Source organism: Aurantimicrobium sp. (assembly GCF_036667855.1).
Taxonomy (GTDB): Bacteria; Actinomycetota; Actinomycetes; order Actinomycetales; family Microbacteriaceae; genus Aurantimicrobium.
Window position 1 is genome coordinate 137,880 of sequence record NZ_JAVWTF010000001.1, and the last position, 15,764, is coordinate 153,643.

A 15,764-nucleotide genomic window follows, 5' to 3' on the forward strand; every position below is an offset into this window, starting at 1 on the left:
TCAAGGATCGAAAATGGAAATCTTAAAATACGCCGCCAGTCTGCTTCCTAATTTTAAAAAGGATCGACTGCTTGAAGATGCACGCATCGTAAGAACAGAGATTCAAAATTCAACCATTCCTTCTTACAAGCAAGCAATGGATGTTTTGAACAACAAGGTTCTATCAAAGGAAATCAAAGCTATCGAGAAAGAATATTTCCGTGCTGTTGGTTCTACCAATAACAAGGGTATTGTTGCTGATATCTGGTTCCGTATGGTTGAACTGGAGAAGACTGCGACTAGTATCGAGAACTTGATCGAGAAAGATTTCGAAAATGAAATCGTGGTTGCAGGCATTACTGTCTACAAGGTATCCCTCATCAAGGCTTTGGAGTTGATCAGCTTCTCTTCACGTTACAGCCTGCGTTTGCTCAACTATCTCTATATCCTGGAGACGGAAGCGACTACTGGTGAACAAAGCTACTTGGCTAAACAACTCTCCAAGGGTGAAATCAGTGAACTGCGTAGCCGTCTGAATATCTTCGGTCGTGTTCTGAAGTCGTTTACTGAAGGCAATAGAGACTTTGTGAAGACTATTCGCACTGTACCTGATGTCTTGGTCAATGAAGATACTGAAGCCGCTTTAGCAACCTTTGGTGCTATCAAGGTTGACCCTACCGGTGTTCACAATCTGCAAGGGTTCGCTATGAATCCTATCTATCACATTGGTTTGATTGTTGCAGAATACCAGAGTAATAAATATAAGGAGAATAAGGAACTCAAGTCCAATCTTGAATTACGCCTTATGAACCTGGTTAGTGTTCGTGATTCAGGACACAGCGACCCTGGTGTTGAGCGTGAAATCGAAATGGTTCAATCCAGAATCGATAAGCTCAGCGAGAACATCCGTAAACAAGAAGAAAGCGTAGGACTCTAATGGCCAATGTCATTATCTATGGCAGAGGTTTCTTAGGTTTCGAAAATGGCATGACTCGAAAGGATGATCCAACACTGGACATTCGTAAACAAGCAGCCCTCGTTCGTTTCCAGAAACCTACCACTAAGATGAAGGGATATGGTACGTTCAATGATGCAATTGATAAGCTGTACATTCAGCTTATGAAGCATGAACGTGACCTGACATCTTTCTCGTATAGACGCGCTGTACTCATTGAAGCTATCAGAGCCTTTGGCACCTATTCTTTTAAAGACTGGTGCAAACTACAATCCGACAGCTTTTATTTTACCGAGAATCATCGTAGATTCTTGGAAGATACGCTGAACTTCATCCGTACCGGTGAAAGACAGTTTGGTCTTAGACCATGGGAATTTACTCTTTCTCAGGAAAATGCTACTTTCCAGAGTAAGAAGATTCCATTCGACTATGATACATACTTCAATTCTTTCCAGGAAGAATTTGGTAGTTCTGACCACAGTGTCGTTGGCACTATTCAACGTTGGACTGCTCAGCCTAAGGGCTTTGAAGACATGATCATTTCTCTCCATCTAATCTTCGGTAAAACCGAGAAGAAAGTGGCAGGACAATAATGTCAAAATTTCTAAGCATAGCAACTGAGGACGAAACCCCAGCAGACGGCGGACTGGCTGATCCAAACGGTAAACCAGATGAACTCGAAAAAGCCAATGACATGGTTCAAAACGAGGACAGTACTGACCCTGCTAAGGTTGTCAAAATCGCTAACTATAAAGAAGAGTTAGCGGCACTGCAAGAACAGCAAGAGGCAGCAGGCGATGAAACTACCGATCCAACCAACCCTACCGGAGATGCCGGAGCAACCGAGGATACCGGCTCTGCTGAGGGCGAAGGGGACGCAGCAAATGCCGAGGGCTCCGATGACCCCGAGTCAACTGACGAAGACGTATCTACTGACGAGTCGTCCGGGGACGAGGATGAGGCTAACGCAGAAGACGGGGAAGTAGATGAAGAAGGTTTGTCAGATGATGATGCTGAACAACTCACTGAAGCTACTGAGAGTTACGCTACGTTGACTAGACTTCGTAAAGTAATTCACTCTGCTAAGGAGAGAAACAACTTCTCTAATACTGCGCTGGAAATGTTTAGCATCTCCGTAGAGAGCATTAAGACTCGTTTGGGTATCACCCATGAGACTAAGTATGAAATGCCTGCTATGGAGGATTTAAGCGGTTTTACGGCACGTCAGAAGTATACCGATGCAATGGTGGTGGCTTTTGAAGGTATTGTGAGTGATGTCTGGGAAGCTATTGTCCGCATGTTCAGAGCTTTGACTGGTTGGATTAAAGATTTCTTCTTTAAGAAAGACAAGTCTGTCAGAGGTGCGAGAGAAGATCTCAAAGCAATGGAAGCTTCGAATAAGTCCCTGATCAAGGGTCTTGAGAAGAAGGAAGAACTCAAGGGTAAGACCAAAGATGGTCAAACAGTTGATGAACCAACTTTCTCAAGTCAACGTGCAGGTGACCTGTTAGTTCCTGGTAAAGATCCTAGCAGCGCTGCTTCTATTAACGAGAGTTTCGTTTTGATGAACGACTCACTCAAGGAACAATTCAAGCGTCTCAATGATGTTGCTGCTGGATATGAAAAGTTACTTGATGATGTTTTCAAAGCACAGGAAGTAGACGACATCAAGAATCTTGGTGCTCGTGGTTTCATTAGTTCTTATCTGAACACAAACGGTTTAGAGAAAGCAACTATGATTCCTGGTGAAGATCTCAGTAACTATATAGCTTTCAAAACCCCAGTACTGACTTTGAATACCGGCTATTATTTCAAGTTCATTGAAAGAGGCCAAAGTAAGCAAGGTATTGATAAGAACGTTGTTAAGCAACAACGCTTTGGTTCATACTACGGTGACGACAGCACTAAGGGTGCAAAGATCCCGTTGATTAATAACAAGGATCAAGCTAATAAGATTCTTGAGTGGATGAAGGCTATTCAAGCTAATCGTGAAGTAATCGTTGCTAAGGGTAAAGCACTTAGTAAGGATGTTGAAAACTATACGAAAACGATTGAACAGTTTAAATCAACTGGTAATCAACTCGATGCACTTATTGCTGAATTACTCGGATTAATCTGCGTTATTTTAAGTAACGTAGTAGTCAAGGGTTATAATGTAATCGAGAATAATTATGAGAAATACTCTCAACTCTTAGCAGCTTATCACGCTGAGTCTGTAAAAGAGTATGGGATCTCCTGATTACTTATAAAATAGTATGTCCAAAACAAGCAGTTTGCCTACTGCTTGTTTACAACAAGTTCGTTATTATTTGAGTAGAAAAAACTACTTAGAGTAAAAAGGCGCTTTTTTAACTTTTTTTAACAAGGATATAGACATGTCTATTTTTGCTAAGGGCCTAGTGGCCGCTATGGAAGACGAAACTCAAGCCGCAGAACTGGCTATCGATGAAACCGGTGCTGAGTCCGCTGAAGCCGATCTGGTGGAAGCTACCGACATTTCTGCTGATGTGGAAGCTGGCACTGCTGAAGTTGATCAAGCTACTGCTGACGCTGATACCCTGGAGCGTATTGCTGATACCGCTGAAACTGCTGAAGCCGAAGGTGGTCTGGACCCCGTCGCTGCTGAAATCGCTGAAGTGGCTGTTGAGTCGATCTATGCTCGTCTGGGTGTGCAACGTAGTTCCTATCCTGCTCTGGAATCTTTCTCGGGCAAGACTGGTCGCAAGCGTGCTACCCAACTGGCTATCGAAGACATCAAGGAAACCGTCAAGAAGATCTGGGCTGCCGTGGTCAACGCTTTCCAGAAGATCATCGACTTCGTGAAGAACTTCTTCGGCAAGCTGTTCGACGGTAACCGCAAGTTGCTGGCTCGTATCAATGCGCTGGAAAAGAAGGCTGCTGCTTCCAAGGGTGAAACCACTGGTAGCGTGAAGGCTTCTGGTATCACCAAGCCCGTGGGCAAGGGTGACAAGGCTGGCGTGCTGGACATCCTGGGTTCTACCGAAGGTGAACTGAAGGCTCTGTCGGGTTGGACCAATAGCATCATCGACAAGCTGGCTACGACCGCTGGTTCGGTGAGCATCAACCAATCCGCTGGTAAGGACGCTGGTTTCCTGGATAACTCCAAGGCTGCTATCGACCTGTACAAGGAAGCCGCTAAGGTTCAATCGTTCAACGGTAAGGTTATCGGTCCTCGTATCGATGCCAAGTTCGCTGAAAAGTCGATTGGTGATTCCGCCCGTGGCGCATGGGAAGCCCTGAAGGACTTCGCTATCACCATCAAGGAAAACGTTCCTTTCACCGACAAGCCCGAAATCGAAGCTCTGTCTGTGGCTGAAGCTGGTACTGCTCTGAAGGCTGCTGAAAAGATTGTTCAATTCAATCTGAGCCAAAAGGCTGCTGTGGCCAAGTTCGAAGCTGGTATCCGCAAGGCTGTGGAAGCAGCTAAGAAGACTGCTGAAACCGCTCCCGATGGCGAAGGCCAATCGGCAATCGTGGAAGACAGCCGTATTGCACAACGTGCCATCACCGCTACTGGTAACAGCGCTATCAAGGCGTTCACCTTCGGTGGTAAGATCGGTACTGAAATTGCTAAGGCTGGTATCGACTACGCTGAGCGTTCGCTGGCAACCGTCAAGGCTGCTGAGTAATTCTAAACTCAGGTGACTGAGTATTAGTCTAAAAAAGGAGGAGGGGTAACCTTCCTCCTTTTATGATGATCGATTTATTAGGAGTAAGAAATGAAACTTATTCAACAAGCAATGGAAGACCACTACGAAGGTTTAGTGGATAATGAAGGTATTCATAATTCTGCTGAATTTCAACGCACTATAAGCGACGGTATTGAGCTGGAAGAGATGGCAAACGATGTAGCTTCTTATGAAGCTGCTAAGAGAATTGAAACTACTTTAGCCGCTAAGGTTAATCGTGGTGAGGACCTCACTGATGAAGAAATCTATATTGCTGTAGAAACTATTGGTAGTCTCTATAGTAATAGTAAAGATGGTTTCAGTGGTTTTGGTTTTGAATCGTATCAAGATAAAACTCTTACTCAAACTGAGAAGGGTAAAATTGCACTTGAAGCTATCACCAATCAGAATGCAGATAAAGCCAAAACCATTAAGGCTAAGTTAGAGAACTTTGGTAATGGTGTCAGCAACTACTTCTCGTGGTTTACTGGTAGTATGGCTAAGCTCAGATCAGATGCCAAGGATGTTCTGGATAGAGTTCGTGATGCGGATGATTCAGAATTCAAGAATGGTGAAGTAACTGATAAGAGAACTCTGCTGGCTCTTCAGCGTGGCTACAAAACGAAACCATTCAACAATTACAAGGATGTACTGAAAGCATTAGAAGGTCAGATTGATTCTCTGAAAATCTTATCAAGTACATCTAAATATGAGTCTCTTGGTGCTGGCGAAGGATCAAAGTACGATCTGGCCAAAATGGTGACTGACATGAAAGGTCGTGTTATCCATAAGGCTGAAGGTACTGTTACTTATGACCTGAATCCAGAGAAGCTCACTGGTGCTATCCTGACGGCTCGTGTTCCTGACAATAGTGATAATAACTATTTGATGAGAAACCTCAAGGCTAACTTCGTGGTTCAGTTCAATCACGATACATGGAGTTTAACTGAGAAAGCAGATAGCGGTTCTGTGAGAAGCCTGTCGAAGAAAGAATGTATTCAGTTACTCGAAGATGTGATCAAACACATTGATGAACAAGAACATACTTTCAAAGTCTACTATAAGGTCGCTAAACTTGGCATCACTGATATTCTCAAGGGCACTGCCAAGACTTTACTGTTAGGTATTGTTGGTGGTTACAACAGCTTGATCTTCAGAGGCCGTGTACAAGACATTAACACTAAGATTGTTTACATGAACAATGCAGTGTTGCGTGGCATGATTGCATGGGCTGCTTCGTCTATTAAGTAAATAAAAGGAACACTCTCGGGTGTTCCTTTTTTATGACGTGATCAAATCGTATGTTAAACATTTAAGAGGAACAACATGTCCGATCTACCTATCCATGTGATGCCAGAAGAAGATTCAGATAGTCTTGATATCGATTTAGAAGTAATCGATGACATGATCTCCGGTGATCTCATTCTTCGTGAAGAAATTGAACAGAGAATGGAGAACTATAAAACAGGTTTAGAAGCACTCTATGTTCTGGACGACTATCATAGTGCGATGTATTCTAAAGAGTTCATTGACAATAGAGACATCAAGCAACTCAATCTAATTACTAAAGCTATCAACGTTAACTTGAACTATAAATACGATGGTTTCAACGTTGCTACAGAAGGTCTAACAGACTTGGTTAAATCTACTGCTGAATCATCGGTGGCTCTGGCCAAGGGTGCCGTTGATGTTGGTGGTAAAGCTGGCAAGGCGGCAGTCAATGGCGTGATCAAAGCCACTGAGCTATCTAAGGCATTGATCGAGAAGATTAATCAAGGTATTGTTAATCTTGGCTCCGAGTATGATATCATTGCTAAGCTTATCGAGAAGCGTTGGTTCGGTATTAAGAATCTGATTGAAGTCTATCGAGTTCAAGTCAGTAAGTTAGAAGACCGTATCAATGAAGCTACTACTGAAAGTAATTCATTAAGAGCTGACATCAAAGTAAAGCTCAATACAGCTAAACTCACCAGAGATAGAAAAATCGCTACAAAGAGCGATTACATGAAAATCATCCGAGAAGATGTTACAGCTATTGTTGATTTCCTCAATAGTTACACTCAAAGCATCAAACTCACAGAAGGTATGTCTAAGGATACTGCTAAATCAGTAGCATTCATCACACCCTATAAACAGACTATGGTTAAGAATCTTAATCTGTTTAACTTTGATGTTCTTGGTAAGTTAGCTGAACAAGACCTTTTCAAAGCTGGACATGATGAAGGTAATGAAAGACATTCTCGTGTCCTCATTGGCGGTAAGCGTGTATCTGTTTCTTTTGATAGGAATCGTGCCAGTCTCTTAGATGTTCGTAGTGAACTTCGTAGAAAGATTCGTGAGATGAATATCTACGGCTCAAGAGTAAAGGGTAATGACAATATCAATGTTGAGATTGTTACTCTCAGAGATTTTAGTCTCAGCGACGCTAAGGAGTTGTTAACTCTGCTTAAATCAACTGGTGAAGCTTTAGATCGCTACAACGGTGAAAGTATTCCAAAGTTAATTAAGGATAGAGAATTCTTTAGCCGAGTAACTGAGATCGTCACTGGTCTTGCAGTTGCTGTTACAGGTTTTGGTATTATCAAGAACTTCTTGTCCAATGGTAATAACCTTGAAGCCGTTAAACAATCTCTTCCGGGTAAGCTCCTATCAGTGGTTGATTTGTTTGTTAAGGCAGCGAGTTTGACTGCTTTAGTAGGTTTAGTTGGTGCCAAGGTAGCAGGTGCTTTAGTTGACTGGTTGAGAAAGTACATTATCTCTAGTATCTTCACCAGTATTGATCTCCAATACCGCATTACCAAGATAATGAATAATGTGGATAGTTCTGTGATTGACACCTTAATCTCCGTGAGAGGACAGTGTTATAGAGTCACGGAGAAATTAAGTAGATCCAAAGTTTGGGTTTAAACAAGGAAAAAGAAAATGTCGAAATCAAGATTTAGTTTGGGTCTAGAAGCACAGGAGCAAGAGTTAGAGATTGATATGGCTCTTGATGCTGAAAGCGAAAGAGATGCCTTAGCAGGTGACTCTATGGCTGATAGCCCTTTCTCCCCCATGGTGAGTAGAGCTTTCTCAACAGCAGTGGATGATACAGGTACGCTAGAGAGAATGAATGATGTTCTCGAAGGCAGCGATATCGATGATATTCCAGAAGCTAGTCGTCGCGTTATTCAGACTGCTATGGAATCTATTCGTGGTCGTCTATTGGGTGACAGTAAAGCCAAGGGTGTTGCTATCGAAGGCTTCGCCAGTAAAGATGACTTGAAGATTGCTATTGAGGATAATAGAAACATTATCCAAAGAGCATGGGACGCCATTGTTAAGTTCTTCAAGGGTATCTATGATTGGTTTGCTGGTTTCTTCAAGAAGAAGAAAACTGATGCAGAAGTCTTTCAAGAACGCTTGGAAAAAGGTATGGAAATTATTGGTGAGATGCTTGCCAAGAGTTTCGAGGAGATCGAATTTACCGATGTTCCCCCTCTCCATGGTGTTGGTGTGAAACTCTCAGACGGTACGGTCGTTGGTAAAAACAATGCTGCATCTGAAGATGGTGAAGTAGACTACAATAAGTTGATTCCTATTGTGAAGGGTATCCTCACTGGTAGAGAGGCTGTGGTTCTCATTAGTAATCGTTACAACGCTATCTTCGGCTCTAGTAATGTGGAAGCTAAGGCTGAATTTGCAGAGACTCTGAAGAAGATTTCTGACAAGGCTGAGATTGCTTTGAATGGAATAGAGAAGACAGGGCTCGAAGGTTTTGCAGAGAAGCCTATTACTAAAGAAACCATTGCTGGTATTACAGAAAAGACGATGGAAGAACTCTTTGGTGGATCTATTCCAATCACTATGGGTACTTCGATTGAAATCTCTGGTAACTCAGTATCCGTGAAGAAACCCGAGAGTAATGAAATTGAGATTGCAATGTATGGTGGCCCTAGCAATGCTAAGTCTATCAATGCCATTCTCAAAGATCAACTCAAAGAAGTGATTGTCATGAACAAGGAATGCTTCGAGTTCACGGCAAGCATGGCTAACAAAGTCCATGACTTCAATAAACAAATCGGTACTGACACTGAAGAGTCGGAAGAGAGCATCAAACTCATGCGCTCCAAGATGCAAATGGTCAATGGCGTGATTAAGTTCATTGCTTTGCTCATGAACCAAACGATGAACATTGTTCGTCTGTCTGTGGATCTACTCGATTCGTATGTGGCGGCTGTAGCTATGATTGTTAATCAGGCTAAGAAGGCTCAAGCTAAGTAATCATAAAAGAGAGACCTACGGGTCTCTCTTTATGTTGTATCAAATCCTATGTTAACGAAAAGAGGTTTCCCATGCCAATTATGATGCTACCAAATACTGGTATTGAAACGGCAGTCTCTAGACCTGTTACTTTGGATATTGCAGATCAGGTCATGGAGATTCTACAGATACCTAAAGACACAAGAATTGTATTTAAGGGTGACAGTGATTCTGTCTATCAGTCTGGCTCCCTTATTAGTGACGCTGCCAATCCAGTCTCTACTGCTGGTAATGTAGAACATGTGCAAATGGCTGGTAACAGTCAACTTAGCATTGAGGTCACAGAACGTTTCTTAGAAGAAGCTTTAGGTACTATTGCTGTCAATCAACCAGAACACACCCCGTTCTTCCATGATGATAAACTTGGAATTACTGCAAAGTTAGTTTATATACCAACTGAAGTCACTATTAACTTCAAGTATAAAGCGAGATCAAAATCTTTAGCTAGTAAGATCAGACATGATACCTGGGCTAGGGTTAGTAATATGCGTGATGTGAATGTTCATACTGTAACATACACTGTACCAGTCAGTAGCGCTTTTATGAGTGTTATTAGATATCTTCATGCTCTCAGAGAGAACGTAGATGGATACGGTGATAAGTTTGAACCATATTTCTTAAGCTATGCTTCACCTGCTTTAACACAGATATCTAGGTTAGAGGGCAGCAATCCTCATTACAGCCTTCAGGAGACCGCAACACGTATCTTGGGTATGTTTGACTTCACTGGCACAATGGAGAAGGCTGAGAAGGATTCTGAGGGTTCTACGTATACTGTAGACTTTGCTTACAAGTTTACTTACGAGAAACCATCTAATCAGGTATTGAAGTTCCCAGTAGCTATCCATAATCAACTAGTCGATAGAAGATTGGTTGACCACGATAGCGTTGATCTCTCAAAGAAGAGAAAGACATTCTATTCATCCTCCATTAAACACATGAGAGAATGGGAGATAGATAATATCTTAGATCAACTGGTGGAACACGATAGTTATGTAAGAATACCTAACTACGATGATATCATCTATGATAATCATGTCTCAGGTACTAGGACTTTATTCTCAGCAATTTGTTCTGTTGATGAGAAGACCCCTAAACTCTTACTTAATCTGAATGATCTAGGTAACTATCTGTTTAATGAAGAAGTCTTACAGTTCATCAAAGATGAGGAATGGAAATATATCTTCAAACCTTATCAATCGTTCTTACATATCTCGTATTACAGGAATTCATTCTTAGCTCACCATGAATCAGCTTATGTTGATGAGAACTTGAATTTCGTGACTGTAGAGAATCTTAACAAACGCGTTATTAACCGTGTAAGACTCTCTATTGCTAAGAACATCTTGGACGTAGACCATCGAGCTATCCAGCGTATGGTGAAGTATCCAGAGATTCTCAAGAGACTTGTTTTAGCTACAGAAACTAACAGAGTTCATCTGGAACGTTTAAGACCAAGAATAGATATCACACATCTGTTTAAGGATATGCCTAACATAGGTGCTCCTAGAAGCCTCTATGATACTAATAGAGTACAGTCTAATACTGTTCTGGTATCTGGTGTGGCTGCTGGATCAAAAGACAATGTCGTTCGTGGTACTAACGTTAAGTTGTACAACCAGATTTACGGAAAACACAGGATTTGATATGCCTATCATTGAAGAGAAACCAATAGTTCAACCAAAGGTAGACTTTAAACCTGAGGTTCAATCCAAAGAAAGACAGTCAGTATTTGTTGATAACAAACAGATTCCGACTAGTAATTTACAGTCGTATGTTAGTGGTTATAACTTTACTGTTGACTACTATCATCAAATGCTGAACAAAGACAGCGCACTGAAATCACAAGACGTAGGTGACAGTTCTTTGTTCCAACAATATCGTAAGATCAAAAACCTAGAGATTAAGGTTAACTCACCTAATACATCTGATCAAAACGATGAAGATAAAGTATTCGTTACTAGAGGTTCAGCCGTTATTCATAATGGGTTGATTCCTAACGAAGGCGATATGTTTACTGCACCTGTTGGTGATGGTAGATTAGCCGTCTACAACGTTACGAGATCCCAGCGTTTGTCTATCATGGCAGATGCGGTCTATCAGATCGAATATAGCCTCAGCTATTTCAAAGAAGCCGATTTAGAGAAGTTCAAACAACTCGAAGAGAAGGTAAACGTTAGCGTCTACTACGTTAAAGAATACTTGGCTTACAATAAGAGCCCCTTACTCATCGAGCATGATTACAACACTCTACTTAGACTTAGAAGATCGGCAGAAGAGATTGCGAGTAATATGTTCTTGTGGTTCTTCAGCAACGAATACAAAGCCTTACTGATTCCTGGTCAAACCAATTCCATCTTAGATCTCTATATCCAAGATTTCTTCAAGGTAATTGCAGGTGGTTTGGAAGTAAGTAGTAGAGTTCAACATTTCCAGTCTATCAATATTCAGGATGATAACTATCTTGGTTATCCTCAAATCTTCGATGCTTTAAAGTATAGAGATTTGAACAAGCTGAAGATTGCCAATGACAACATGGGTGTTGCTAGTACTAAGGCTTTCCATATCGATCCGATGATGGAAAATATTCGCTACACTGGGATAGACTTCATTGTATATCCAGTAAGCAATAGAACCCACGATGACGATAAGTACAATCGTTTGGATAAAGGTGCATTAGGTGGTTATGTTCAAAAGACTTACGGTCTCTTTGATAAGACTACACCTAAAGACCCAGTAACTGGTGATTATCTCTACCCAACGATTCCAGCAATCACTTACGATAATAAGACTCTACCTCTTATTAATGAAGTCGATTTCAATAGTAAGTACGTCTTCTCTGCGGATTTCTACGAATGTGCTAAGAATGATACTGAATCTGACAATCTTTCTTTGATTGAAGTCTTAGTTCTGAATTACCTCAGAGATAAGAATTACAGTCCAGGTGCTCTGGAATTACTAACTAAGGATTATAAGAATTGGTCTAAACTTAATCAATTCTATTTCATGCCAATCCTTATCCTATTGATCTTATCTCAGACCATGGAGATGTAATGACACGTCGTTATGAACAAATTGATGATGAGAAAGATAGCGCCTTCTACATCTTTGACGTAGTGTTTCTTATCAGTGTTAATCAACTTGAGATCACTACCGGAGACTACATTAACCAGTTAGGGTTCATCGACTCAGGTGATCCTGGTATCAATAGAGAAGTAGCGAACGAACGCATACAGACTAATGTTAGTATTGCAACCATGGTAGAGTATACCAGAAAAGGTATTAGTTTCCATGTAGTTCATACTGAAGATACTTTGGTTATCCACGAGTACATTCAACATCACTTAGAGCGTTTCGCTAGAAAGATGTCTGGTAACAGAAGACTCAATAAGAGTTCATTTCCTATTGATGACTTACTTGCACTGGAACAACTAGCCGACAAGGTATACGGTCACTCTAAGTTCTTGGAAACTGGTGTTGATGAACGTGGCTTCTTTGAGAAGATGTTGGAGAGTGCTGGCCTTGGAAGCTTCTTCTCTGGTTCTGGTGAAATGTCTGAAGATGAGATTGCAGATCTACCAGAGAACAGAGAACGTGAATCTTTCGCTGATGTCTTTAAACAGAAACAACAAGTGATTGGTAATAATGGAAATAGATGACTCGCCCCTAATGAATGAGGTGGATAAAGTCATAGAAGATGGACCAAAGGATGTGTTCTTTAGATGGGAAGTAGAATTCAAAATAAAGGACACATTCGAAGGTGAGTTGCCATTGACTGAGAAAGACAAGAAGACAGCTTTAGAGGAAGAACTCAATGAGAAGATCTATAAACCTTTAAAGTTCTTGTCTCTCGATACGGAGAGAGATTACGAGAAGAACTATGGGGACTACCTTAAGCTCAGAGCTTTTGTTCCCTATGGTACTTGGGTTAAAGTTCTCTTCATTGCCAGAGAGCACTTACTTTGTACCGTCACTAAGACACCACTCATTGAATCTACTTACGAAGTAGATCCAGATCGTGAAATTGTAACTGTGAGTTATGACTGTATTCCTCAGATGAGAGAAGATCTTGAGATTGAGGTTTCACGTTTTGCGATGCAGGATAAATTCACACTCGATACAACCTTTGCTCCATTGGAGATTGATTTCGAATTACTTGATCGTAGTTTAGAGATGACACGTAAGGTTACTATGGGTGCAATTGTTCGTAAACAAAAACCAGAAGATGTCATCAATGGCATTATGGCTAAGTTTACAGAAGACTTGGAAATTGATGAAGGTAAAGCCGTAGAGAAGATTACTCTGATTAAACCAGACAATGAAGAAGAGAGAGAACATTACTTAATTCCTCATGGGACTAAGATCTTAGATGTTCCTAACTACATTCAAAGTAAATGTGGCGGAGTCTATGGTACAGGTATCAATACCTTTTTCCAGAATAATCAAATCTACATCTACCCTATCGCCAATCTGAAGAGATTTGACGACGAAGAACAGACACTTACTGTTATTAGAGTTCCAGAGAATAGATACACTGACATTGAGAGAACCTACAAGTTAGACGATAAACGTTTAACCGTTCTTGCAACCAGTGAGTCTAAGTTCTCTGACATCAACAAAGCCATGTTACTCAAAGAAGGTAATGGTGTTCGCTTTGCTGATGCTCGTAAGTTTATGAACAAGATAACAGAGACAAAAGACAACAAGTCTACTATTAAACGTAAAGAGACCAACCACGAGTATCTCTCTGTTCCTTTAGAGAAACAAAATACCGTGGAAATGGCAGAGACTAGAATACATGCTAATCCTTTTAAAGAATATAGTAAACAGGCTAAGAAAGATGGTGGTCTGTTCAGCTTTGTCTGGCAGAACGCTGATATTAGTCTACTGTATCCAGGGATGCCTGTAAAGGTTCTTTATAGCGATCAAGAAGAAGTTAAAGAGTTACAAGGTGTGCTGTTAAAAGTACATGGTGTGATTCAATCTACCGTTCAAGGGATGGCTCCCTCAGGTCACATTAGCCAAGCTTCGTTATTCGTTTATGCTGCTGTACCTGAAGAGGTAGGAAAATAAACTATATTGAAATCTTAAGGGTATCTAAGAGGATTTATAAATGTTAGCTTTAAATATCAAGCAAGAACCAAAGAAAGTCATCTTTGATCGCTTTAATGCTCTTAATGCGTTGCAGCTCAATCCTGATGACTTCCTTCTCTCTAGTGTGGAGGCGTTTAACGACACACAGAGAAAAACTAATACTAGAGTCCTAGCATCACCCGTTGTTGATTCTAGTGGCTATAATGCTTTCCATATCTACTACAACCGTATGGATTTAGCAGAAGTCTTTGATCGTATCAATCTGGAAGTTAAGACAACTGGATTAGATAAGCTAGTTGAAATACTGGACATGATCAATTTGGAATTGGGTATCTATCTTACAGCAGATGATATTGTTGATGCAGATATCATCTATGACGATCCTAACGACAGAACACTTCGTGCTACGGTGGATGTAGTAGCTGCGGTTACCTCTTATCTTTTCAGAGGTAACTATACGCTGGTGCTTAATGAAAAACTCAACCCCTATGATCCTGGTGTGAAGAACGCAGTCACAGGGTTGGCTTTTATCAGCGATGGAACAAATACTGATATCACCAATATCAATACCAGTATCTCGGAAGAGTTGTACTTTGGATTCCTCGACGGTGTTACTGTAAATGGTACTCCTGACATCAAGGGTGTCAGATTAATCGACAATGGTGCCTATGTATTTGGTGACTTCGATTTAGATGTACCTGCCAATATTACTGGTTCACAAGGTAATACTGTTTACCATGGTGTAACTGTGAATAGAATTGGTAAGGTCGTTGCTGTCGATAAGGTAGCTAGATTCGATAACGTTTACCAAAAGGATGTTAACTTCTCCAGTAAACCAGATGGCAGTAAGTTCTATTTGGCAGATAAGAGAAAGTATATCACCAGTGGTAACGTAGTTGGTTTATATCGTTACAACAATAAGGGTGAACGAGATAATACGTTAGTCACTACCAATATGACATTGATGGTTGATAAAGTACTTCCATTAGAGACAGGTTTCATTGCTGCATCAGAGATGCAATACACTCCTAAACGTGTAATTAAGATCCAGCGTTATAATGAGAACGGTTCAGTTAATACTGAAATGCCTGAGATTCAAATTGGTGATGTATTGGGTCTCGATATTGAAGTCCAAGGCATGGTCGTCTCTCGCAACGATAGTGGCGTAGTGGATGGTTTCTACGTTCTCCTTAGAAACATGTTTAGCCAACCGATTGTACCAACAATCAATGGTATAAAAGTCTACGGCGATAAACATCTCAATAAGAATAACTATATTCTGCCAGTTCTAAAGTTTACTATGGAAGGTATCTTGGATACTACCTTCAATGGAAATCTTCAGAAAGCTTATAAGGATTTCTTCCAACCTGAGATTGGTTTATTCCATTTCGATAGAATCTTTCCTCAGTCTGATGGGTTTATAATCTTCAATAGGGTTCGTAATCCTATAACAGGGGTCTCTACTCTGATTGGTTTGAGAGTACGTAAGGACGGTAGTTATAAATTCTTAACTGGCGACGAGTACTTTGATTTACCAGTTGTTAAATCTGTAAACGCTATTGATCAAATTGCTAATACATTCTTAGCATCTGTGATAGTAGAAGAAATAGATAGCAATGACCTCATTGTGGAGAAACCTAAGGTCATCGGTTTTGATGAGAATGGCATCTATACCGGTGTGTACTTAGAACTCGATAGTCCTTTGTCTATTCAGGACATGGTGATATTTAAGAACTGAGGTTAGT

At 40.9% G+C, this 15,764-nt stretch carries 12 protein-coding genes; all 12 read left to right on the forward strand.

All coding sequences use genetic code 11. The features are described 5' to 3' along the window. Positions 1–13: 13 nt before the first annotated feature. The 12 genes from RR877_RS00680 to RR877_RS00735 all read left to right on the forward strand — a co-directional run bounded on the left by RR877_RS00680 (position 14) and on the right by RR877_RS00735 (position 15,757). Positions 14–916, forward strand: a complete 903-nt coding sequence (locus tag RR877_RS00680; RefSeq protein ID WP_332627398.1) for a hypothetical protein — start codon at positions 14–16, stop codon at positions 914–916. After that, complete coding sequence (locus tag RR877_RS00685) at positions 916–1,527, forward strand: hypothetical protein (RefSeq protein WP_332627399.1); 612 nt, start codon at positions 916–918, stop codon at positions 1,525–1,527. Before RR877_RS00680 ends, RR877_RS00685 begins: the two co-directional genes overlap by 1 nt. After that, complete coding sequence (locus RR877_RS00690) at positions 1,527–3,173, forward strand: hypothetical protein (RefSeq protein ID WP_332627400.1); 1,647 nt, start codon at positions 1,527–1,529, stop codon at positions 3,171–3,173. Before RR877_RS00685 ends, RR877_RS00690 begins: the two co-directional genes overlap by 1 nt. Positions 3,174–3,309: 136 nt before the next feature. Next, positions 3,310–4,584, forward strand: coding sequence for a hypothetical protein (locus RR877_RS00695; RefSeq protein WP_332627402.1), 1,275 nt, complete (start codon positions 3,310–3,312; stop codon positions 4,582–4,584). Between the two features lie 90 nt (positions 4,585–4,674). Continuing rightward, positions 4,675–5,874 (forward strand): hypothetical protein, encoded by a 1,200-nt coding sequence (locus tag RR877_RS00700; RefSeq protein ID WP_332627403.1) that lies wholly within the window; start codon positions 4,675–4,677, stop codon positions 5,872–5,874. A gap of 75 nt (positions 5,875–5,949) precedes the next feature. Next, positions 5,950–7,530 carry a hypothetical protein gene (locus RR877_RS00705; protein ID WP_332627405.1) on the forward strand — a complete coding sequence of 527 codons (1,581 nt, stop codon included), beginning with the start codon at positions 5,950–5,952 and terminating at the stop codon, positions 7,528–7,530. A 15-nt stretch (positions 7,531–7,545) separates the two neighbouring features. After that, on the forward strand, positions 7,546–8,886 hold the full coding sequence (locus RR877_RS00710) for a hypothetical protein (protein WP_332627406.1): 1,341 nt from the start codon (positions 7,546–7,548) through the stop codon (positions 8,884–8,886). Between the two features lie 71 nt (positions 8,887–8,957). Further along, complete coding sequence (locus RR877_RS00715) at positions 8,958–10,571, forward strand: hypothetical protein (protein WP_332627407.1); 1,614 nt, start codon at positions 8,958–8,960, stop codon at positions 10,569–10,571. A 1-nt stretch (position 10,572) separates the two neighbouring features. Beyond that, a complete protein-coding gene (locus RR877_RS00720) occupies positions 10,573–11,979 on the forward strand; it encodes a hypothetical protein (protein WP_332627408.1) in 1,407 nt (468 codons plus the stop codon). Continuing rightward, on the forward strand, positions 11,979–12,584 hold the full coding sequence (locus RR877_RS00725; protein ID WP_332627409.1) for a hypothetical protein: 606 nt from the start codon (positions 11,979–11,981) through the stop codon (positions 12,582–12,584). Before RR877_RS00720 ends, RR877_RS00725 begins: the two co-directional genes overlap by 1 nt. After that, positions 12,571–13,998, forward strand: coding sequence for a hypothetical protein (locus RR877_RS00730; RefSeq protein ID WP_332627410.1), 1,428 nt, complete (start codon positions 12,571–12,573; stop codon positions 13,996–13,998). Before RR877_RS00725 ends, RR877_RS00730 begins: the two co-directional genes overlap by 14 nt. Positions 13,999–14,038: 40 nt before the next feature. Then, positions 14,039–15,757, forward strand: coding sequence for a hypothetical protein (locus RR877_RS00735; protein ID WP_332627412.1), 1,719 nt, complete (start codon positions 14,039–14,041; stop codon positions 15,755–15,757). Positions 15,758–15,764: the final 7 nt, after the last annotated feature.

Bases quoted from the DNA above. Each gene is read 5' to 3' on its own strand.
- RR877_RS00680 (WP_332627398.1), top strand. From the start codon at position 14: ATGGAAATCTTAAAATACGCCGCCAGTCTGCTTCCTAATTTTAAAAAG.
- RR877_RS00685 (WP_332627399.1), top strand. From the start codon at position 916: ATGGCCAATGTCATTATCTATGGCAGAGGTTTCTTAGGTTTCGAAAAT.
- RR877_RS00690 (WP_332627400.1), top strand. From the start codon at position 1,527: ATGTCAAAATTTCTAAGCATAGCAACTGAGGACGAAACCCCAGCAGAC.
- RR877_RS00695 (WP_332627402.1), top strand. From the start codon at position 3,310: ATGTCTATTTTTGCTAAGGGCCTAGTGGCCGCTATGGAAGACGAAACT.
- RR877_RS00700 (WP_332627403.1), top strand. From the start codon at position 4,675: ATGAAACTTATTCAACAAGCAATGGAAGACCACTACGAAGGTTTAGTG.
- RR877_RS00705 (WP_332627405.1), top strand. From the start codon at position 5,950: ATGTCCGATCTACCTATCCATGTGATGCCAGAAGAAGATTCAGATAGT.
- RR877_RS00710 (WP_332627406.1), top strand. From the start codon at position 7,546: ATGTCGAAATCAAGATTTAGTTTGGGTCTAGAAGCACAGGAGCAAGAG.
- RR877_RS00715 (WP_332627407.1), top strand. From the start codon at position 8,958: ATGCCAATTATGATGCTACCAAATACTGGTATTGAAACGGCAGTCTCT.
- RR877_RS00720 (WP_332627408.1), top strand. From the start codon at position 10,573: ATGCCTATCATTGAAGAGAAACCAATAGTTCAACCAAAGGTAGACTTT.
- RR877_RS00725 (WP_332627409.1), top strand. From the start codon at position 11,979: ATGACACGTCGTTATGAACAAATTGATGATGAGAAAGATAGCGCCTTC.
- RR877_RS00730 (WP_332627410.1), top strand. From the start codon at position 12,571: ATGGAAATAGATGACTCGCCCCTAATGAATGAGGTGGATAAAGTCATA.
- RR877_RS00735 (WP_332627412.1), top strand. From the start codon at position 14,039: ATGTTAGCTTTAAATATCAAGCAAGAACCAAAGAAAGTCATCTTTGAT.